At 63.1% G+C, this 19,956-nt stretch carries 18 protein-coding genes and 1 tRNA gene; 2 read left to right on the plus strand and 17 right to left on the minus strand.

What is annotated here, in order from left to right; translation table 11 throughout:
- Position 1: 1 nt before the first annotated feature.
- The 5 genes from WC326_15640 to WC326_15660 form a co-directional block, all read right to left on the minus strand.
- Positions 2-1,519, minus strand: a complete 1,518-nt coding sequence (locus WC326_15640) for an oligosaccharide flippase family protein (GenBank protein ID MFA7332501.1) — start codon at positions 1,517-1,519, stop codon at positions 2-4.
- Positions 1,516-2,472, minus strand: a complete 957-nt coding sequence (locus WC326_15645; protein MFA7332502.1) for a glycosyltransferase family A protein — start codon at positions 2,470-2,472, stop codon at positions 1,516-1,518. The genes WC326_15640 and WC326_15645 overlap by 4 nt, the downstream gene beginning before the upstream one ends.
- An 85-nt stretch (positions 2,473-2,557) precedes the next feature.
- The gene (locus WC326_15650) at positions 2,558-3,868 is read right to left on the minus strand and encodes a right-handed parallel beta-helix repeat-containing protein (GenBank protein MFA7332503.1); all 1,311 of its coding nucleotides are present in this window, start codon (positions 3,866-3,868) and stop codon (positions 2,558-2,560) included.
- 174 nt (positions 3,869-4,042) lie between these two features.
- Positions 4,043-4,675, minus strand: coding sequence for a class I SAM-dependent methyltransferase (locus WC326_15655; GenBank protein ID MFA7332504.1), 633 nt, complete (start codon positions 4,673-4,675; stop codon positions 4,043-4,045).
- Positions 4,676-4,687: 12 nt separating this feature from the next.
- Entirely contained in the window at positions 4,688-5,440 is a 753-nt protein-coding gene (locus tag WC326_15660; protein ID MFA7332505.1) for a class I SAM-dependent methyltransferase, read from the minus strand.
- 198 nt (positions 5,441-5,638) lie between these two features.
- Here WC326_15660 and WC326_15665 point away from each other — a divergent pair, with 198 nt between their 5' ends.
- Positions 5,639-6,823, plus strand: coding sequence for an SUMF1/EgtB/PvdO family nonheme iron enzyme (locus WC326_15665; protein ID MFA7332506.1), 1,185 nt, complete (start codon positions 5,639-5,641; stop codon positions 6,821-6,823).
- A gap of 41 nt (positions 6,824-6,864) precedes the next feature.
- Here WC326_15665 and WC326_15670 read toward each other — a convergent pair whose 3' ends face one another.
- Positions 6,865-7,044 (minus strand): hypothetical protein, encoded by a 180-nt coding sequence (locus tag WC326_15670; GenBank protein ID MFA7332507.1) that lies wholly within the window; start codon positions 7,042-7,044, stop codon positions 6,865-6,867.
- 406 nt (positions 7,045-7,450) lie between these two features.
- Here WC326_15670 and WC326_15675 point away from each other — a divergent pair, with 406 nt between their 5' ends.
- On the plus strand, positions 7,451-8,026 hold the full coding sequence (locus WC326_15675) for a transposase (GenBank protein ID MFA7332508.1): 576 nt from the start codon (positions 7,451-7,453) through the stop codon (positions 8,024-8,026).
- A gap of 75 nt (positions 8,027-8,101) precedes the next feature.
- Here the strand turns inward: WC326_15675 and rpoC are convergent, their stop codons facing one another.
- The 11 genes from rpoC to WC326_15730 form a co-directional block, all read right to left on the minus strand.
- Positions 8,102-12,397: a DNA-directed RNA polymerase subunit beta' gene (gene rpoC, locus WC326_15680; GenBank protein ID MFA7332509.1), complete on the minus strand. Its 4,296-nt coding sequence runs from the start codon at positions 12,395-12,397 to the stop codon at positions 8,102-8,104.
- Positions 12,398-12,414: 17 nt separating this feature from the next.
- Positions 12,415-16,197, minus strand: a complete 3,783-nt coding sequence (rpoB, locus tag WC326_15685) for a DNA-directed RNA polymerase subunit beta (GenBank protein ID MFA7332510.1) — start codon at positions 16,195-16,197, stop codon at positions 12,415-12,417.
- A 268-nt stretch (positions 16,198-16,465) separates the two neighbouring features.
- Positions 16,466-16,840, minus strand: a complete 375-nt coding sequence (gene rplL / locus WC326_15690; GenBank protein MFA7332511.1) for a 50S ribosomal protein L7/L12 — start codon at positions 16,838-16,840, stop codon at positions 16,466-16,468.
- A gap of 44 nt (positions 16,841-16,884) precedes the next feature.
- Positions 16,885-17,526: a 50S ribosomal protein L10 gene (gene rplJ / locus WC326_15695; GenBank protein MFA7332512.1), complete on the minus strand. Its 642-nt coding sequence runs from the start codon at positions 17,524-17,526 to the stop codon at positions 16,885-16,887.
- Positions 17,527-17,535: 9 nt separating this feature from the next.
- The gene (rplA, locus tag WC326_15700) at positions 17,536-18,240 is read right to left on the minus strand and encodes a 50S ribosomal protein L1 (GenBank protein ID MFA7332513.1); all 705 of its coding nucleotides are present in this window, start codon (positions 18,238-18,240) and stop codon (positions 17,536-17,538) included.
- Positions 18,241-18,264: 24 nt separating this feature from the next.
- Positions 18,265-18,687, minus strand: coding sequence for a 50S ribosomal protein L11 (gene rplK, locus WC326_15705; GenBank protein MFA7332514.1), 423 nt, complete (start codon positions 18,685-18,687; stop codon positions 18,265-18,267).
- Between the two features lie 55 nt (positions 18,688-18,742).
- On the minus strand, positions 18,743-19,315 hold the full coding sequence (nusG, locus tag WC326_15710) for a transcription termination/antitermination protein NusG (protein ID MFA7332515.1): 573 nt from the start codon (positions 19,313-19,315) through the stop codon (positions 18,743-18,745).
- Positions 19,316-19,328: 13 nt separating this feature from the next.
- Positions 19,329-19,508, minus strand: coding sequence for a preprotein translocase subunit SecE (gene secE / locus WC326_15715; GenBank protein MFA7332516.1), 180 nt, complete (start codon positions 19,506-19,508; stop codon positions 19,329-19,331).
- Positions 19,509-19,535: 27 nt separating this feature from the next.
- Positions 19,536-19,608, minus strand: a tRNA-Trp gene (locus WC326_15720).
- Between the two features lie 15 nt (positions 19,609-19,623).
- Positions 19,624-19,773 carry a 50S ribosomal protein L33 gene (rpmG, locus tag WC326_15725; GenBank protein ID MFA7332517.1) on the minus strand — a complete coding sequence of 50 codons (150 nt, stop codon included), beginning with the start codon at positions 19,771-19,773 and terminating at the stop codon, positions 19,624-19,626.
- Between the two features lie 86 nt (positions 19,774-19,859).
- On the minus strand, positions 19,860-19,956 hold a 97-nt coding region (locus WC326_15730; protein MFA7332518.1), incomplete at its 5' end, for an elongation factor Tu.

Raw genomic sequence — 19,956 nt, forward strand, 5'->3', positions numbered from 1 at the left:
CTCAAGATTTGACGGCCCGGCGGGCCCGCCAGAGTTTGCCCAGCTGTCCGCTGCGCCGCTCGTAGGTTGCCAGGAACAGCCCGCCCGCCAGGGCGAAGCCCAGATTCACCCAGGGATTCCAGCCCTGCAGCCAGCCCTGCTCCAGCCCGGCCAGCGCCGCCAGACTGAGCAGCAGCGAAGGCGCGATCCAGCCCAGCACGAGCTTGGCGCCCAGGCCCAGGCGGCGGGCGTTGCCCAGCAGGATTCCCAGGGAGAACAGCCAGAAGGCGCCCAGCGCCGTCAGCGCGCCGGCCAGCGCCCGTTCCAGGCCCGCCACCGGTGGACCGTGGGCCAGCACGCGCTCCAGCCAGGGCTGCCAGACCGCCAGGGGGCGCAGATCCAGCCCCAGCAGCAGGCCCAGGCAGACCAGCGCCAGCAGTCCCACGTGGACGGCCCGCCCCTCACTCATCAACAAGCTGACCAGAATATAGGAGAGGAAGATCGGGCACATGCCCAGCACGGCCAGCTGCAGCACGGGCATGCCCGGCGTGAAGCGCGGCAGCAGCAGGGCGAAGAGCCAGGGCAGCTGGAGCAGGGTCAGGCCCAGCAGGAGGGGCGTGCCCACCGCCACCAGGCCGGACTGGCGCGCCACATCCGTCAGCAGGCCCGGGCGCCGAGCCGGGTCCCCCTGGCGGGCCGAGTAATCCGGGATCAGCAGGGTCAGCAGCACGGCGGGCAGCAGCAGCAGGCCGTCGCGGATCAGCACGCCCTGCTCGAAAATGCCCAGCGCCTGGGGCTCCAGCACGCGGCTCAGCACCAGCCGATCCCCGACGATGAGCAGCATGAGCAGGAGCGAGGCCAGCGCCAGCGGCGGACCCGAGCGCCCCAGCCGGCCCAGGGCGCGGGCGTCGAAATGCGGCCGGCTCACCGCCCCGTGGCGCGCGGCCCAGACCAGGCTGCCCGTAAGGGAGAGCGCGACGCCCGTGTGCAGGGCGTAAACCTGGGCGCTGGCTGGCATCGTGAAGAGCAGGATCAGCACCAGCCCGGCCCGCAGCAGTCCTTGCAACACCTGCAAGAGGGCCAGTTCTTTGATGCGCCGGCTGCCGGTGAGCGAACTCAGGCTGACCTTGAAGGCCATGTGCGCCAGGCCCGCCAGCACGGCCAGCCAGTAGAGGCGGGAGTCGCGGATGGATTCGCCCGCCACGGCCTGGTAGCCGGCGGCGACCAGCAGCACGGCAAGGCCGGTGAGCAGGCCGGCGGCCCAGCTGGCGGCCAGCAGGGATCGGCGCTGCTCGGGGGCCTGGCCCTCGGCCAGCGGCAGCTCGCGCACCAGCCCGTCGGCGAAACCCAGGGTCAGGAAGGGCGCCACGGCGAGCATCAGGTTGGGCAGCGAGAGTTGCCCCAGACCCTCCGGGCCGATGACGCGGGCCACCACCCAGCCCACCGCAATGCCCAGCACGCGCACGCCCAGCCGCGCGCCGGCCAGGCCGCCCGCCTCGCGGACCAGGTTGCGCGCCGGCGCCGCCGTAGGCGGGCTCATCGGGTCACCCACGCCACCCGGGCCCGGCGCAGGACGCTTCGCAGCGGCCCGGGCAGCCGGCTGAAGGCCGCCAGACGGCGCGCGACGCCCGCGGACAGGCCGTGGGAGCGGGCCAGCGCCAGTTCGGCGCGCGCCTCGGGGCCGCGTCCGCCCATCAACAAAGCCCGGGCGACTTCCAGGTGATAGTGGGCCAGGCGCTGTTCCGCGGGCTCGGGCAGCAGCGCCGGGGCCGTCAGCAGGCCGGCATCCAGCGGATCCGGCTCGCCGCGCCGCCGGGCGGCCGCGCTCTGGCGGGACAGCTCCGCGAAGCGGGCCTGGGCGCCGCGATACTTGAAGGAGATGGAGTCCGGCTCCATCACCCAGTCGGACAGGGTTTGGGGCAAATTGTCCAGCGGGCCGCGCTCGGAGAGCCGCAGGAACAGGTCCAGGTCCAGGCTGAAGCGGAAGAAGGGCCGGTAGCCGCCCACGGCGCTCAGCGCGTCCCGACGGATCATCACGGAGGAGTGCTGGAACAGGTTGAGGCGCATCAGGCCGCGCCGCAGCCGGGCGGGATCGCGCACCACCTCGGATTCGCCCAGCACCCGGCCCTGCGCGTCCAGGCGCCGCACGCGGCAACCCGTCAACAGCAGCTCGGGATGCGCGCGCAGGTGGTCCAGTTGGAGCGCCAACCGCTCCGGGTGACACAAATCGCCGCAGTCCAGGCGCGCCACGAAGCGGCCCCGGGCCACGACCAGCCCGCTGTTGGCGGCCACCGCCGGTCCCTGGTTCGCCTGCTGCACCAGCTGGAGGCGCGCGTCGCCGCGCTCGCGCACCAGCTGGGCCGTGCCGTCGGTGGAGCCGTCGTCCACCACCACGACCTCGCTGTCCGCGGGCAGGGCCGCGCACAGGCTGTCGAGGGTTCGACCCAGGCTCTGCTCGCCGTTGTAGGCGGCGATCACGACGCTCAGCTCCACCAGTCGGCCTCCGGCGGTGATCCCAAAAAGAGCCGAAGCATCCAGTTGGATGCTTCGACATGAGCTGCAGATCTCGGCGTGAAACTTAACGGATCAGGCTGACCTTTCGCACCTGGGCGCGGCCCGCCGCCTCAAGCCGCAGCAGGTAGAGTCCCGAGGGCAGCGTGCCGGCGTCCAGTTGGAAGTCCCGCCGACCGGGTTCCAGCAGCCCCTCGTGCAGGGTGCGCACCAGCTCGCCGCGCAGGTTGAACAACTGCAGGCGGGCCGCTCCCAGCCCGGGCACGTCCACGCTCACGTGTGTCACGGGATTGAAGGGATTCGGCCAGGGCAGGCCCAGCGACCAGGCCGCCGGCACCTCCTCGTCGGCTTCCACCACCTGCTCGCAGAGCAATTGCGTGGCGCCGATCCAGCCGCAACCGGAGCCGAAGGGGTTCTGGCCGGGCCGGCAGGGCGAGCTCTCCTCCACGCGATAGGGCCACTCCCCGCCGTCGCAGAAGTGCGGATCCGCGAAGCCGTTGCCGCCCTCATTCGTCCAGTAGCCGCTGACGGGCCACTGGTTGGCGGGCGTGTTGCCCCACTGCAGGTTGCAGGCCAGGTAGCCGTGGGCCGAGTAGGCGATGTCGATGGGATAGTTGCCGGCATTCCCCACCAGCAGGTTGCGTGTCACGCTGACCGTGGTGCCGGGCTCCGAGAGCGCGATGGCCGAGCCCACCCAGTGGCAGTGGTTGCCCTTGAAGGTGTTGCCCTCGATCACGGGCGAGCCGTACATGGCCCGCAGCCCGCCGCCCTTGCCGTTGCTGAAGCCGTTCTGGGCGGGCATGGTGTCGTTGTCCTCGATGAGGTTCTCCAGCACGAGGCTGGCCGAGGACTGCAGGTAGATGCCGCCGCCGTAGTGCGCCGTGTTGGCGCGGATCCGGTTCTGCTCGATGCGCGGGCTGGAATCCCAGGCGAAGATCCCGCCGCCCACGCCGGCGGGCCAGGCCGCCCGGTTGTTCTCGATCCAGTTGTGGCGAATCAGCGGGCTGCTGTTGTTGCGGCAGAAGACGCCGCCGCCCACGCCGCCGCGGCTCACGCCGTTCAGGAAGACCGGGGTGCCGGTGCCGCCCTGGATGGTGAAGCCCTCCAGCACGGTGCTGGGGGTCTGTCCACTCTGGAAGGTGACCACGGAGCCCGATGTGGCGGCGAGCACGGTGCTCTGGGGGCCGGCCACGGAGCGCAGTTCCACCGCGTGGGCAGGAAAGATCAGGTTGCCCGGATAAACGCCCGGCGCGACGAGCACCACGTCGTGGGCGGCGGAGGCCTGGAGGGCCGCGCCGATGGTGGCGAAGTCCTGGGGGACTTCCAGCACAACGGCCTGGGCGGCCGCGCTAAGCAAAAGGGTGGCGAACAGCTTCATGCATGCTCCCAAGTGGATGAGTGGAACGGGGGGAACCGGACTCAACCTAGGCCTTCGCCGCCAGCCAATCAACCAGTTTTTCACTGGAGTGAGAATCAATTCGTTTGATGTTTGTATTGACTAACTCTCGCGCAACCGGCTGAAGCCGCCGGACGGTTGACTCCTGGCGCCGGATTACTGGACGTCCAGGATGAAGAAGAGGCAGTAAAGGGACGGCGCGGGGCGGAACTCCCGCCGGATCTGGAAGCCCGCTGCGCGAATGGCCCGGCGCACGACCCGGCGCTCGGTGCCGCGCTTGCCCACTTCCCAATAGTGCTGACCGTCCCAGCGGTGGCGCTTCCAGTGCGGCAGCCCCAGATGCAGGCCGTGACTGCCCAGGTTGGTGAACTGCCCCAGCAGTCCCAGTCCCAGGAAGGGCGCCGGCAGGCTGAGCACCACCCGGCCCCGGCAAACCCGGCGCAGCTCGGCCAGCGTGGGCCCGAACTCCGCCCAGGGCAGATGCTCCAGCACCTCGGCGGCCAGCACGCAATCGAAGCTCTTGTCCGGGCAGGGGATGTGGCTGACGTCGCCCACCAAATCCGGCTGCAGGGCAGGATCCAGATCCAGGGTCTGGACCTGCAGGCCCCACTGGCGCATGATCCACGTCGTATGGCCATTCCCGGGACCCACTTCAAGGACCCGACCAACCTTCCCAACATATGTTGCGCATTCATTAGCCTGATGCCAATGAGTAACGTAGCGGGACACGTCGAGATACTTACGATCGTAAATACTAGGATCTACTTGAATTTCTCGTTTCTGTGTCATTCTCAGTTCTTTTTATTGATTCTTAGTACAAACATAAATCTCTCCGGACGCCGGAGTTAATCCCATCTTTTCAATGTCATCCTTTTCAAATAGCTCATTAACAGTCCAAACCTTCACAATAAATCCGGCCTCCACCAAACGGTCCACATAATCAGACCCATATCTTCTGACGTGGTCTTCCTGACCATAGTGTCTCAGTCGTTCCTTTGGATCCACGATCGCGGGATCTTCAAAGGTCAATCCTGGAAAAATTGGAACCAGTAGAATCGCCCATCCATTCTTTTTCAGAATGCGCTGGAATTCCCTCATCGCCTTTCGATCATCATTCACATGTTCCAACACATGACTACAATATATAACGTCTATCGATTCATCATCCAGTTTTATATCTGTTATATCCATCTTTATGTCTGCTCTTGGATTAAACAGATCGGCTGTTACATAGTTATTTCCTAATTTTTTACGCAACAACGGCTGAAAACATCTTTCTGGTGCAACATGCAAAACACGTTTTGTTCGACCATTAAACAAGTCTGTTTGTTGCTGAAAGAACAACCACATGAAACGATGTCTCTCAAGCGCCCCACAATGCACACATTCCGCATCTTGTCTTTTTGGATAACCAAAACCCCGAAACTTCTTAGACTCACTACCACAAACCGGACAAAGTCTACCCTCACCAATATATGGAATAGACTTCACTTTCCACAACAAATCACGAATGGGTGTCCGTATCCATTTTGGAATCACTGTTAAGATATTCATTGAATTCTCCAATTTGCGAGTTACGTCGCAACCTCAGAAATGACTCATGATCAAGAAATGCCACGCTTCGACATGAGCGACAAGAGGAAAATGGCGATGTTGAATATTCATCGCAAGCTGTTTTTTCTCTTGCTATCTCGAAGTCCGAATTGTAAGATTCGCCCGTTGCACAAACCGAATTTCAGTACGAGGCAAGCCATGAAGCTCCTTTCCGTTCTTTCGTTCCTTCTTCCATCCCTAGTCTACGCCGTGGATGCGCCCAATGTTACGATTTCGGCGACCACTGACGGCGATAGTGTTTATGTCCAGCTTGGATGGGACGCTGTATCTGGAGCAGATCGCTACTTGATTTACAAGAATCAAGCACCCGGTTTTGACCCACTTCTTATCGGAACAACCAGTTCGATGCAATTCTCGCATTCAATGCCGACAAATTGGGATTGGCAATTTCAGCCATTGATAATTGGTTCATTCATTATTACAGCCGATAGTTTGATTATCGGCCAAAACAATTTGATAAATATTCCTCCAGGAACTTTTAGCATGGGTCAAACAGGAGTCGCAACTCCAGAGCACATTGTGACATTGACTAATTCAGTTCTTATAAGTCAATTTGAGATATCAAATAAGCAATATTTGGAGGCCGCGCAGTGGGCGTTGGACAATGGATATGCTACGATTTCGAATGGAAATTTAGTCGCATATGGTCAAGTTCTGGTCAACATGTCCAGTAGTTATTGTGAAATCGCTAACGACAATGGCCAATTGTATTTACGTAGAGCCCCCGGCGCTGACGATTGGGGCTTTGAGGAATGGAACTCTTATGACCCAGCCGTGCATCCCATCAAGGAAGTGAGTTGGTATGGGGCTGCTTGTTATTGTGATTGGATCAGTATAATGGAAGATTTAACCCCTTATTATGAGGGAGCGTGGAGCCAGATCCCTTCATTGAGAAATCCCTATCTGGCAGAAGGATACCGAATGCCGACAGAGGCGGAGTGGGAGTATGCGGCACAAACAGGTGATGAACGATCCTATCCTTGGGGAAACACGACTCCAACGTGCCTGCATGCAAACTTCCGTCCGAATGTTCTCTGTGTGGGTTGGACGAGTCCTGTGGGCACACATCCAGATGGCGCCAATAGTTTTGGCATATCAGACATGGCGGGGAATGTGTGGGAGTGGTGTAACGATGCTTCTGGTCCATATAGTAGCGCTACACAAACCAACCCCGTAGGTCCGTCCAACAATGATAGTCGTGTTCGAAGAGGAGGTAGCCTGGGCTATGGGTCGCTGACCTTGTTGTGCGCGGCCCGTGATGGGAGCGGTCCGTCTCACACGAACAGCAGCATTGGATTCCGGATCTGCAGAACCGTGCATTGACCGAAGGTTCCCTTGAGCGCGCCCAGACGCCCGGCCTTCCCTCACTGGCCGGGCGTTTCCTTTTCTGCGGGCAGTAGATGGTCAGGCATGGATTCGTGCTGAACCGTTTCGGGCGCCGTGTCTGGCACCGTGCCTGACACCACCTCGCGGAATCGTCCAATCCGTTGGACCAGGATGGACAGCAAAGAAGCGCCGAGACAACCTATGGCGATGTAGATCAAGGACTTCCTGAACCGTGTCAGGCACCGTGCCTGGTACCACTTGGGATTCGTGTCTGGCACCGTGCCTGACACCACCTCGCGGATTTGTCCAATCCGTTGGACCAGGATGGACAGCAACTGAAGCGCCGAGACAACCTGTGGCGCTGCAGGTCAAGGACTTGCTGAGCCGTGTCAGGCACCGTGCCTGACACCACTTGATTGGTTGTGTATCCATCAGGGAACGGACTCCCGCCATCCTGTGATCAGCTGCGCCAACTCCCCTCTTCCCTGACAAATCCCGCATGGACCGACGTCTCCATCTCTGCTTGTCCACCCTCGTACACGGGCATCGCCAAGGGATCGGATCCCCACTGGAATTGCCGCATCCCGCCGCGGGCACCGGGCGTAGGAGCGCGCGGAGGTACCCATGTCACGACCCGAACGCTGCGACATCGCCGGTTCGATCCAGCACGTCATCCTGACGGGACATGACCGCTGCAACGTGTTCCACCAAGACGCCGATTGCAGCTCATTTCTTTCCCGACTGCAAGGTCTGATCAGACGGGACCACTGCGCACTGCATGGCTATTGTCTGATGCGGAATCACGTCCATCTGATCCTGACCATTGGCAAGGACAATGCCATGCAGCGGCTGATGCAATCCGCTTGCAGCGGGCACAGCCGGCGCATGAATCGCCAGCTGGCCCGGTCCGGGTCCTTTTGGAATCAGCGCTATTGGTCCGAACCGTTGCTGGATGAGGACAGGATTGCCACCTGCCACTTGTACGTGGATTCCAATCCAGTCCGGGCCGGGATTGTGCAAAGGCCGGCTGACTATCGTTGGTCGAGCTACCTCATCCATGCCCATGGAGAACCGTCCACGCTGATTGTCCCCACTCCCTGGTACCTCGGCTTGGCGGAGACGGCTTCCGGGCGCCAGGCTGTGTACCGCCGACTGATGTCCGTGTACTTGGACAAATGGCGCGTCCGGTGTCAGGCATGATGCCAGAGCATGACGCAAAAGGCCCGGCCGCTTGCGCGACCGGGCCTCGTACGTTGCCGTGTGAGGGCAGGAGTCCTAGTCCTCCTGGGCGGCCTCGGCGCGGGCGCGGGCCTCGGCCTCGGCCTGGGCGGCCTCGCGGGCGGCGTCCTCTTCCTGACGCTGCCGCAGGTAGGGGTCTTCCACGTGGAGTGTGTCGTACTTGCGCAGACCCGTTCCGGCGGGAATCCGGTAGCCCATGATCACGTTCTCCTTCAGGCCGATCAGGCTGTCGGAGCGGGCGTGGATCGCGGCCTCGGCCAGCACGCGCGTGGTCTCCTGGAAGCTCGCGGCGGAGATGAAGGAGTCCGTGTTGAGCGCGGCCTGGGTGATGCCCATCAGCACCGGCTCGAAGATCGCCGGCTGGGCCGGGCGCACTTCGGGATCCTTCACGTCGGAGCCTTCCCGGCGCATCTCGCGCAGGCGGGACAGTTCGTCGGCCAAGCGCTCGCGGGTCACCAGTTCGCCGATATGGAAGAAGCTGTCCTGGACGGCCTCCACGACGACCATGTTGTGCATTTCCTGGTTCAGGCGCTTGAACTTGTTGCCGTCCACCAGGTCGCCTTCCAGATACATCGTGTCGCCCGGATCCGTGATCCGCACCTTCTGCATCATCTGGCGCACGATCACTTCGATGTGCTTGTCGTTGATGCGCACGCCCTGGAAGCGGTAGACCTCCTGGATCTCCTCCACCAGGTGCTTCTGCACCTCCATCGGGCCCAGCACGCGCAGGATGTCCTGGGGCACGCGGTTGCCCTCGCACAGCTTGTCGCCGGCCTCGACGTACTCGCCGTCATGCACTTCGATGTGCTTGCCGATGGGCACTTTGTAGGTCTTGGGATCGCCGTACTCCGACTCCACCGTGACTTCGCGGTAGCCGGCCTTGATTTCGCCGAAGCGCACCGTGCCGCTGATCTCGGTGATCACGGCCGGATCCTTGGGCTTGCGGGCCTCGAAGAGCTCGGCCACGCGGGGCAGACCACCCGTGATGTCGCGGCTCTTGCTCATCTCGCGCGGCTTCTTCACCAGCACGCTGCCGCGGCTGACCACGTCGCCCTCGCGCACTTCCAGGTGGGAGCCCACCGGCGGTACCACGTCGGCCAGCTTGTCGCCCGTGGCGGCGTCCATCAGCAGGATGTGCGGATTGATGCGCCGGTTGCGGCTGTCGATGATCACCATCGACTTCTTCTCGCTGACTTCGTCGATTTCCTCGCGGAAGGTGACTTCGGAGATCAGGTCCTGGAACTTGACCACGCCCGAGGCCGGCGACAGCACGGCCACGTTGTGGGGGTCCCACTCGTAGATCACGTCGCCCACCTTGACCTCGTCGCCCTCGCGCAGGGTCATGGCGGCGCCGTAGGGCACCGTGTACTTGGCCACCGGGCGGCCGGCGTCGGCCAGGATGCTGATTTGCCCGTTGCGGCGGTTGGTCACCATCACGCCGTCGTCGCGCGTGACCGTGTAGAGCCCGGCGAACTGCAACGTGCCGACGGCCGTGGCGCGGATGATCGCCTCCTTGGCCTCCAGCGACGCCGCGCCGCCGATGTGGAAATTGCGCAGGGTCAGCTGGGTGCCCGGCTCGCCGATGGACTGGGCGGCCATGACGCCCACGGCCTCGCCGACGTTCACCAGGCTATTGCTGGTCATGCTGCGGCCGTAGCAGCGCGAGCAGCAGCCGTTGTCCAGCTCGCAGGTGAGCACCGAGCGGATGCGCACCTTGTCCAGCACGTGCTGGGAGATCTTGAAGGCCAGGGCCTCGTCCACCAGGCTGTTCGCGTCGGCGATCAGCTCGTTGGACACCGGGTTGAAGAGGTCCTCCGCCAGCACGCGGCCCAGAATGCGCTCGTGCAGGTGTTCGGTGATCTCCTCGCCCTCGCGGTGGGCCTGGATGTCGATGCCCATGATCGTGCCGCAGTCCAGGGTCCGCACGATCACGTCCTGGGCCACGTCGACCATCTTGCGGGTCAGGTAGCCGGCTTCCGCCGTCTTCAGGGCCGTGTCGGCCAGACCCTTGCGGGCGCCGTGGGTGGAGATGAAGTACTCCAGCACCGACAGGCCTTCCTTGAAGTTGGCCGTGATCGGGTTCTCGATGATCTCGCCCTTGCCGCCGGTGAGGCGCTTCTGGGGCTTGGCCATCAGGCCGCGCATGCCGGCCAGCTGCTTGATCTGGTCGTTGCTGCCGCGGGCGCCGGAGTCGGCCATCATGAAGAGCGGGTTGAAGCCGTTGTCGTCCTGCTTCAGGTGCTCCATCAGCCGCTTGGCCACGCGCATGGTCGCCTGGGTCCAGGTGTCGATCACCTTGTTGTAGCGCTCGCCGTCGCGCATGTACCCCATCTGGAAGCCTTCCTGGATCTCATCGACCTCCTTCTGGGCGCGGGCGATGATCTCGTGCTTCTCCTTGGGGATCAAAATGTTCGAAAGACCGATGGAGGCGCCGGAGCGCGTGGCGTTGGCGAAGCCCAGCTGCTTCAGCTCGTCCAGGAAGCGCGCCGCGCTCTTCAGGCCCACCGAGTGGAAGACGTCGAAGATGACGCGCTCCAGGGCCTTCTTGGTCATCACCTCGTTGCGGAATCCGCGGTCCTTCTTCAGGTCCTTGGGCAGGATCATGTTGAAGAGCACGCGACCCGGCGTGGTCTGCAGCAGCTTGCCCTCGTAGCGGATCTTGATCTCGGAGTGCAGGCTCACGTAACCGTGGGCCAGCGCCGCGCGCATCTCGTCGATGGTGGCGAAGCGCCGCCCCTCGCCGACGGAGCCCGGCCGGTGCTTGGTCATGTAGTAGCAGCCCAGCACCATGTCCTGGGAAGGCACGGTGATCGGCCGGCCGTTGGCGGGGTGCAGGATGTTCTGGTCCGCCATCATCAGGTACTTGGCCTCGAGCTGCGCCTCGTAGGAGAGCGGCACGTGCACGGCCATCTGGTCGCCGTCGAAGTCCGCGTTGAAGGCCGTGCAGACCAGCGGGTGCAGCTGGATGGACTTGCCCTCCACCAGCAGCGGCTGGAAGGCCTGGATGCCCAGCCGGTGCAGGGTCGGCGCGCGGTTGAGCATCACCGGGTGATCCTTGACGATCTCTTCCAGGATCTCCCACACGAAGTCCGGTCCGTCCTCGATGATCTTCTTGGCCTTCTTCACCGTGGGGGCGCGCATGGTGTCCAGCAGCCGGCGGATGATGAAGGGTTTGAACAGCTCGATGGCCATGTACTTGGGCAGGCCGCACTCGTGGAGCTTCAGGTCCGGGCCCACGGTGATCACCGAGCGGCCGGAATAGTCCACGCGCTTGCCCAGCAGGTTCTGGCGGAAGCGCCCCTGCTTGCCCTTCAACACGTCGCTCAGGCTCTTGAGCGGGCGGTTGCCGTCGCTGCGCACGGCCGTGTTCTTGCGGCTGTTGTCGAACAGGCTGTCCAGGGCTTCCTGGAGCATGCGCTTCTCGTTGCGCAGAATGACTTCCGGCGCCTTGATCTCGATCAACCGCTTGAGGCGGTTGTTGCGGATGATCACCCGGCGATAGAGGTCGTTCAAATCGCTGGTGGCGAAGCGGCCGCCTTCCAGCGGCACCAGCGGACGCAGGTCGGGCGGGATCACGGGGATCACGTCCATCACCATCCACTCGGCGCGGTTGATGAATTCGCCGCTCTCCGGATCGCGCTTCTTGAAGGCCTCGATGACCTTGAGGCGCTTCAGGGCTTCCGTCTTGCGCTGGAGGCTGGTCTCCGTGCGCACCTGGGTGCGCAGGTCGTGGGAGATCTGGTCCACGTCCGTGCGGCCCAGCAGGGCCTTGATGGCCTCCGAACCGATGGCCGAGATCATCCGCTCCGGATCGCTCTCCGGCAGGTCGCGGTTGCCGGGATGCAGGGCGTGGAATTTCTCCAGCTCGCTCTCGGGCACCACCTGGCCGATGCGCCAGCCGGACACGCCGGGCTGGACGATGGCGAAGCTCTCGTAGTAGATGACCTTTTCCAGGTCCTTCACCGTCATGCCCAGGAAGTAGCCGATCTTCGAGGGTAGACTGCGGAAGAACCAGATGTGGACGATGGGCACGGCCAGCGTGATGTGGCCCATGCGCTCGCGCCGCACTTCCTTTTTGGTGATCTCCACGCCGCAACGGTCACAGACGATGCCCTTGTAGCGCCGTCCCTTGTACTTCCCGCAATGGCACTCCCAGTCCTTCACCGGGCCGAAGATCTTCTCACAGAAGAGCCCGTCCTTCTCCGGTTTGTAGGAGCGGTAGTTGATGGTCTCCGGCTTGGTCACCTCGCCCCTCGACTCGGCCATGATCATGTCCGGGCTGGAGAGCGTGATGGTCAGGTGCTCCTTGCGGGCGACTTCCTGCTGAATCAAGATGTCCTCCCTTATCCCTAGAAGAAGAACTGGGTCTTGGCAAACTCGGGGATGTTCAATCCCAGGCCCTTCAGCTCATGGATGAGCACGTTGAAGGACTCGGGCACCCCCGGCTGGGGCAGGTTCAGCCCCTTCACGATGGCCTCGTAGGTGGCCGTGCGGCCCTGCACGTCGTCCGACTTCACCGTCAGGATCTCCTGCAGGATGTTGGCCGCACCGTAGGCCTCCAAGGCCCAGACTTCCATCTCGCCGAAGCGCTGGCCGCCGAACTGGGCCTTGCCGCCCAGGGGCTGCTGCGTGATCAGGCTGTAGGGTCCGATGGAACGGGCGTGGATCTTGTCATCCACCAAGTGGTTGAGCTTGATGATGTAGATCATGCCCACGGTGACCGGCTGATCGAAGGGCGCGCCGGTCTTGCCGTCGTAGAGTTGGATCTTGCCGCTGGTGGGCAGCCCGGCCTCGTCCAGCTGGGCGATCACGTCGTCCAGGCCGGCGCCGTCGAAAACCGGCGTGGCGTAGTACTTGCCCAGCTTGTGGCCGGCCCAGCCCAGGGCGGTCTCGAAGACCTGGCCCAGGTTCATGCGGCTGGGCACGCCCAGCGGGTTCAGCACGATGTCCACCGGCGTGCCGTCGGCCAGGAAGGGCATGTCCTCCATGGGCACGACCTTGCCGACCACGCCCTTGTTGCCGTGGCGGCCGGCCATCTTGTCGCCGATCTGGATCTTGCGCTTCTGGGCGATGTAGACCTTGGCGATCTGCACGATGCCCGCCGGCAGCTCGTCCCCGACCTCGATCTTGTGCCGCTTGTTGCGCGCGTCGGTGCCGAGGATCTCCTTCTGGACCTTGTAGTTGTTGATGATGGACTCGACTTCGCTGTTGATCTGCTCGTCGTCGGTCCAGGCACCGGTGTCCAGGTCGTCCAGGTCCAGCTTGAGGATGTGTTTCTCGGTGATGGTGGTGCCGGGCTTCAGGCGCAGCTTGCCCGTGGCCTGGTCGCGGATCTCGCCCGCCACCTGGTTCACCAGCAGGTCCTTCAGGTCGGCCTCCAGGGCGTGGCGCAGGATCTGCAGATCTTCCTTCAGGGCCAGATCCACGTCGTCCAGGAGCTTCTTCTCGTTGCGCTTGGCCTTGGGGTCCTTCTTCTTCCGGCTGAAGAGCTTGGTGTCGATGATCACGCCCTTGCCGCCGGGGCCCACCACCTTGGACGCGTCCTTGACGTCGCCGGCCTTGTCGCCGAAGATCGCCTTGAGCAGCTTGTCCTCGGGGCTGGACTCCATCTCGCCCTTGGGCGTCACCTTGCCGATGATGATCGAGCCGGGTTGCACCTTGGCGCCCACGCGGATGATGCCGTTCTCATCCAGGTCGCGGGTGGCCTCCTCCGAGACGTTGGGAATCTCGTTGGTCAGCTCTTCCTCGCCGCGCTTGGTCTCCCGGACCTCCAGCACCTCCTCGGTGATGTGGATGGACGTGAACACGTCCGTGGCCACCATCTTCTCCGAGAGGATGATCGAGTCCTCGAAGTTGTAGCCGTTCCAGGGCATGAAGGCCACCAGGACGTTGCGTCCCAGCGCCAGGTCGCCCATCTCCGTGGCGCAGCCGTCCGCCAGGATGTCGCCCTTCTTCACCTTGTCGCCCAGGTTCACCAGCGGCTTCTGGTTGACGCAGGTGTCCTGGTTGCTGCGCTCGAACTTGCGCAGACCGTAGACGCGCGTGCGCTGGGCCAGCCGGCTGGGGATGCGCGCCTTGTGCGTGGGCGTGACCTCGATGCGGTCCGAATCCACGTAGGTCACCAGGCCGGCGATGTCCGCCGTGACCACGGCCCGGCTGTCCACTGCGCTCTTGCGCTCCATGCCCGTGCCCACGATGGGGGCCTGGGGCCGCAGCAGCGGCACAGCCTGGCGCTGCATGTTGGAGCCCATCAGCGCGCGGTTGGCGTCGTCGTGCTCCAGGAAGGGGATCAGGCTGGCCGCCACCGAGACGATCTGGTCCGGCGAGACGTCCATGTAGCTGACTTCGCCCGGGCTCACCACGGGATACTCCGCCCGGTAGCGGGCCTTGACCACGCTGTCGGTGAAAGCACCCTTGTCGTCCAGCGGCACGTCGGCCTGGGCGATGGTGTGATGATCCTCGTCGTCCGCGCTCAAGTACTCGATGATCCGCGTGGCCCGGCCTTCCTTGACGCGGCGGTAGGGCGTCTCAACGAAGCCCAGGTCGTTGATCCGCGCGTAGGTGCAGAGGCTGCTGATCAGGCCGATGTTCGGGCCTTCCGGGGTCTCGATGGGACAGAGGCGGCCGTAGTGCGTGAAGTGCACGTCGCGCACCTCAAAGCCGGCGCGTTCGCGCGTCAGGCCGCCGGGGCCCAAGGCCGAGAGGCGGCGTTTGTGGGTCAGTTCCGCCAAGGGGTTGACCTGGTCCATGAACTGGCTCAGCTGGTTGGTGCCGAAGAAGGTGTTCACCACGCTCGACACCGTGCGGACGTTGATCAGGTCCTGGGGCGTCAGGCGCTCCGTGTCGTGCAGGTTCATCCGCTCCTTGATGGTGCGGGCCATGCGCGTCAGGGCCACGCTGAACTGGTTGGCCAGCTGCTCGCCCACCGTGCGCACCCGGCGGTTGCCCAGGTGGTCGATGTCGTCCGTCATCCGCTTGCCTTCCCGCAGCTCCAGCACGTAGGTGATGATGCAGGTCAGGTCTTCGATGGTCAGGATGCAGACGTGGCGCGGGATGTCCAGGTTGAGCTTGGCGTTCATCCGGTAGCGGCCCACGGCGCCCAGGTCGTAGCGGCGCTCGTCGAAGAAGAGCTTCTCCAGCAGGCCCTTGGCCGTGTCCAGGTCCGGCGCCTCGCTGCCGCGCAGTTCGCGGTAGATCTCCATCAGCGCGTCTTCCTGGCTGCGGCAGGAATCCTTGCCCAGCGTGTTGCGCATGATGTCGAAGCCGGTGGAATGCTCTTCGCTGTCGCGCAGCAGCAGGATGGACTTGACGCCGCGGTCCTTGAGCAGCGCCAGGTTCTCCTCGCTCAGGATGGTGCCGCGCTCCACCACGATCTCGCCCGTGGACTCGTCCACCACGTCGTCGATGATCTGACGTTTGACGAAGCGCGAGACGGTCTTGGAGGAGAGGGCCACCTCTTCGGAGTAGCCGAAGAGATTGAAGATCTGGGCGTTGGAGGCATAGCCCATGGCCCGCAGCAGCGTGGTCACGGGGAATTTCTTGCGCCGGTCGATGTAGACGTAGAGCACGTCGTTGATGTCGGTAGTGAACTCCACCCACGAGCCGCGGAAGGGGATGATCCGCGCGGCGTAGAGCGGCGTGCCGTTCTGGTGCTGGGTCACGCCGAAGAACACGCCCGGGCTGCGGTGCAGCTGGCTGACGATGACGCGCTCAGACCCGTTGATGATGAAGGTGCCCGTGTCGGTCATCATGGGCAGGTTGCCCAGGTAGACCTCCTGCTCGATGGTCTCGCCGAAGCCGTCCTCGGTGGCGGTCTTGCGGGACAGGCGCAGCAGGGCTTTCAGCGGGGCGGCGAAGGTGACGCCACGCTCTTTGCACTCCTCCACTGTGTACTTCGGGGGCTCAATGGCATAGTGGCTGAACTCCAGGATGTGCTCCTCCCGATTGTCGATAATCGGGAAAACGTTCAGGAACACGGAATTCAACCCGACGCGCTCCCGTTCCTCGGGACGCACGCCCAGTTGGATGAAGCGCCGGAACGAAGCCAGCTGGATGTCCAGCAGGTCCGGCAGTTCCACCAGCTTGGGGATCCTGGAAAACGTGTGGCGCTGGATGTGATTCTTGGCCTTCAACAGAGACCTCCTCCACCAGGGGCAGCATGTTCAACCCCAGACAGGCAAGCCCGCACGGTGGGCGGGTTGTGTGGGGCGCGGTGTCGGATGCCCGGGATGGGACCGAACAGGGGGAAGGGGCTGCTGAGCTTTGAAATGAAGCGGCTCAACCGGCCTCCTGCCTTTCCTGTTGACTTCCCTGGGCGTACGGGGACCCAATGGTCCGAAAAACAAGGGGAAGCCACACCCCCGGTCGGGGGTGTGGCGGGATGGGCATGAACCGTCGAGATTACTTGATCTCGAGCGTGGCGCCCTCGGCCTCGAGCTTCTCTTTGATCTCGTTGGCCTCGGCCTCGGACACCTTCTCCTTGACCGCCCTGGGCAGGTTGTCGACGAAGTCCTTGGACTCCTTCAGACCCAGGCCGATGATGTCCTTGATGACCTTGATGACGCTGATCTTCTTCTGACCCGCGCTGGTCATGATCACGTCAAACTCGGTCTGGACTTTCTCTTCCACGGGACCGTCGCTGCCGCCGGACATCATGGCCACAGGGGCCGCCGCGGACACGTTGAACTCGGTCTCAATCGCCTTGACGAGCTCGGACAGCTCCAGCACGGTCATTTCCTTGACCTGCTCGATGAAGGCAGCCTTGTCGAACGCCATGGGTATCTCCTTTGTCGCTTTGTCTGTTCCGAAGGCGACCGGGCCTAGGCCTCGGCGCCGCCTTCCGCTTCCTCACCGGCGGCCTCAGGCGAGGCGTCCGGGGCTGTCTCTTCAACCGGGGCGGCCACCGGCGCCGGCTCGGCCGTGGCAGCCGGAGCGCTGACCTGGGTCAGGGCGGCGCCCGGTGTGGCGGTGCCCGCTTCCGTGGTCTTGTCCGCCACCGCGTTCAGGGCGCGGGCGAAGCTGGCGATGATGCTGTTCAGCACACCGGCCAACATGCCCAGGGCTTCCTGACGCGTCGGCATGGAGGCCAGGGTTCCCAGGAACTCGCCACCGTGCACGCTGTCCTCGAACCCGATGGCCTTGACCACCGGCCGCTCCTTGTGGTAGGCGGCAAAGCGCTTGAGCACCTTGGCCACCACGGGAGCCTCACCGTAGGCCAGGGTCAACGAGCACGGACCGTGGAGATCCTTGCCAGCGTTGGCCCAGGGCGTGTCCGCCAGGGACAGACGGATGAGGTTGTTCTTGACGATCTGGATTTCGGCGTCGGCCTTGCGCAGCTCGTTGCGAAGCTCCGTCAAGGTGGTCACGTTCATGTGGGAATAGTCCGCCACATAGACCGCCTTGGCCCTCTTCAGCCGGGAGCCCAGCTCCTGGACAACGGCTTCTTTCTTCGGGGTAGGCATCGGGAACTCCTATTTCACGCGGTCAAGGACTTCGGCCTTGTCCAACTTGATGCCCGGACCCATGGTGCTGGCGACGCTGATGCTCTTGACGTAGTTGCCCTTGGCGCCCGAAGGTTTGAGCTTCAGCACCGTGCGGACGAATTCCTCCACGTTCTCGACCAGCTTTTCAGCTTCGAAGGAGGCTTTCCCCACGCCGACGTGGAGAATACCGTAGCGATCGACCCGGAAATCGATTCGACCGGCCTTCACCTCCCGCACCGCCTGTCCCACATTGGGAGTCACCGTCCCCACCTTCGGATTCGGCATCAGGCCGCGCGGTCCCAGGATCCGGCCAAGCTTGCCCACGACGCCCATGGCATCGGGGGTGGCAATCACACTGTCGAACTCGATCCAACCGGCTTGGATTTTCTCCGCCATGTCGTCGAGTCCGACGAAGTCGGCACCTGCTTCCAGGGCCTCCTTGTGCTTGTCGGGCTTGGCCAAAACAAGGACACGAACGCTCTTGCCAGTTCCGTGTGGAAGGGAAACTGTCCCTCTAACGATCTGGTCCGCATGCCGCGGATCGACGCCGAGGTTCATGGTGACTTCCACCGTCTCGTCAAACTTGGTCGCCGTGGCGCATTCCTTCAACAGCTTGACGCCGTCATTCAGGAGATACAGCTTCAGACGATCAACCTTGGCGAAAGCGGAAGAGTACCTTTTGCTTCTCTTCATGTCTCTGCCTTGGCTTCCTTTGGATTAGTCTTCTACCACGATACCCATGGACAAGGCCGTGCCCGCGATGATGCGCGCACCCATCTCCTCGTCATAGGCGTTGAGGTCTTCTTTCTTGATGCGGGCGATCTCCCGGCACTGCTCCCAGGTGATCTTGCCCACCTTCTCGCGGTTGGGCACGCCGCTGCCCTTGGCGATGCCGGCCACCTTCTTCAGCAGGTTGGAGGCGGGCGGGGTCTTGGTGATGAACGTGAAGGAGCGGTCGGCGTAGACCGTGATCACCACCGGGATGATCATGCCCTTCTGATCCTGCGTCTTGGCGTTGTACTGCTTGCAGAATTCCATGATGTTCACGCCATGCTGACCCAGGGCCGGACCCACGGGCGGAGCCGGCGTGGCGGCTCCGGCGGGGAGCTGCAGCTTGATGTAACCGGTGATCTTCTTCATGCGCGTCGTCCTGTGAATCGGTTGTCTTCGCCTTGCCCGCCCGCTGGCGGCTTCCTCAATTGATGGGTTCCACCTGGGTGAAATTCAGTTCCACCGGGGTGGAGCGTCCGAAAATGGACACCATCACCTTGAGTCGCTTCTTCTCGTCGTTGATTTCCTGCAGCGTGCCCGTGAAATCGTTGAAGGGGCCGTCGATGATCTTCACCGTCTCGCCCAACTTGTAGCGGTGATCCAGAGTCGGTTCGTCGCTGGCGCCCATCCGGCCGATGATGCGCTTCACGTCCGTGTCCGACAGGGGATGCGGCTCGTTGTTGGGGCCCACGAAGTTGAGGACGGACGGGGAGTTGAGCAGGAAGTGGCGGGTTTGCAGGGTCAGGATCATCTCCACGAACATGTAGCCCGGGAAGTTGATGACGTCCTTGACCTTACGCTTGCCGGCACGCATTTCCACCTTCTTTTCGGTGGGAATGTGCACGTCCGTGATCTGGTCGCCCAGTCCCACGCGACGGGCCTCTTCCAGCACGTAGCGCTTGACCTTCTCTTCCTGGCCCGTGAAGACCTGGACCGCATACCAGCGCTTGACGGGGAGATTCTCGTCCACGTTGGCTTGCTGCATCAAATCCGACATGCCGCTCCCCTTGTTACAGAATCCAACCCACGGCGCGGGAAAGGATCAGGTCGAAGAGGTAGACGGTCACAGCGAGCAGCAGCGAAACGAAGATCACCACACTGGTGGAGCTCTTCAGCATGGGCCAACTGGGCCAGTTGACCTTCTTCATCTCGTCTTGCACTTCGCTGAAATAGGTCTTCATGTTGACCATGTGAAGTCCCTGATTCTCCGATCAAAGCAGGCCAGGAGGGATTCGAACCCCCAACCTACGGATTTGGAGTCCGCCGCTCTACCATTAGAGCTACTGGCCTGTGCGGCGAGCCGCTCTACTTGGTTTCCTTGTGCGGCGTGTGCTTGTTGCACCACGGGCAGTACTTGGTGAACTCAACGCGGCCCGTGTGCTTGCGCTTGTTCTTGGTGGTCGTGTAGTTGCGCCGCTTGCACTCCTGGCAAGCCAGGATCACGATGTCGCGCATGGCCCAGCTCCTTCCTTGACCCGGGCTTGGTCCCGGTCCCCGGTCGTAGGGACACGATGGATCGTGTCCCTACCTGTCCGGGTCGATTACTTCTGAATTTCCGTCACCACGCCGGCGCCGATGGTCCGCCCGCCTTCGCGGATGGCGAAGCGCAGGTCCTTCTCCATGGCGATGGGCGCGATC

This window comes from Candidatus Delongbacteria bacterium (assembly GCA_041675285.1).
In the GTDB taxonomy this organism is placed as follows: domain Bacteria; phylum CAIWAD01; class CAIWAD01; order CAIWAD01; family CAIWAD01; genus CAIWAD01.

What these genes read in the sequence shown, in the direction of transcription:
- WC326_15640 (MFA7332501.1), bottom strand. Translation starts at nt 1,519, where the DNA reads ATGAGCCCGCCTACGGCGGCGCCGGCGCGCAACCTGGTCCGCGAGGCG.
- WC326_15650 (MFA7332503.1), bottom strand. Translation starts at nt 3,868, where the DNA reads ATGAAGCTGTTCGCCACCCTTTTGCTTAGCGCGGCCGCCCAGGCCGTT.
- WC326_15655 (MFA7332504.1), bottom strand. Translation starts at nt 4,675, where the DNA reads ATGACACAGAAACGAGAAATTCAAGTAGATCCTAGTATTTACGATCGT.
- WC326_15660 (MFA7332505.1), bottom strand. Translation starts at nt 5,440, where the DNA reads ATGAATATCTTAACAGTGATTCCAAAATGGATACGGACACCCATTCGT.
- WC326_15665 (MFA7332506.1), top strand. Translation starts at nt 5,639, where the DNA reads ATGAAGCTCCTTTCCGTTCTTTCGTTCCTTCTTCCATCCCTAGTCTAC.
- WC326_15675 (MFA7332508.1), top strand. Translation starts at nt 7,451, where the DNA reads ATGTCACGACCCGAACGCTGCGACATCGCCGGTTCGATCCAGCACGTC.
- rplL (MFA7332511.1), bottom strand. Translation starts at nt 16,840, where the DNA reads ATGGCGTTCGACAAGGCTGCCTTCATCGAGCAGGTCAAGGAAATGACC.
- rplJ (MFA7332512.1), bottom strand. Translation starts at nt 17,526, where the DNA reads ATGCCTACCCCGAAGAAAGAAGCCGTTGTCCAGGAGCTGGGCTCCCGG.
- rplA (MFA7332513.1), bottom strand. Translation starts at nt 18,240, where the DNA reads ATGAAGAGAAGCAAAAGGTACTCTTCCGCTTTCGCCAAGGTTGATCGT.
- rplK (MFA7332514.1), bottom strand. Translation starts at nt 18,687, where the DNA reads ATGAAGAAGATCACCGGTTACATCAAGCTGCAGCTCCCCGCCGGAGCC.
- nusG (MFA7332515.1), bottom strand. Translation starts at nt 19,315, where the DNA reads ATGTCGGATTTGATGCAGCAAGCCAACGTGGACGAGAATCTCCCCGTC.
- secE (MFA7332516.1), bottom strand. Translation starts at nt 19,508, where the DNA reads ATGGTCAACATGAAGACCTATTTCAGCGAAGTGCAAGACGAGATGAAG.
- rpmG (MFA7332517.1), bottom strand. Translation starts at nt 19,773, where the DNA reads ATGCGCGACATCGTGATCCTGGCTTGCCAGGAGTGCAAGCGGCGCAAC.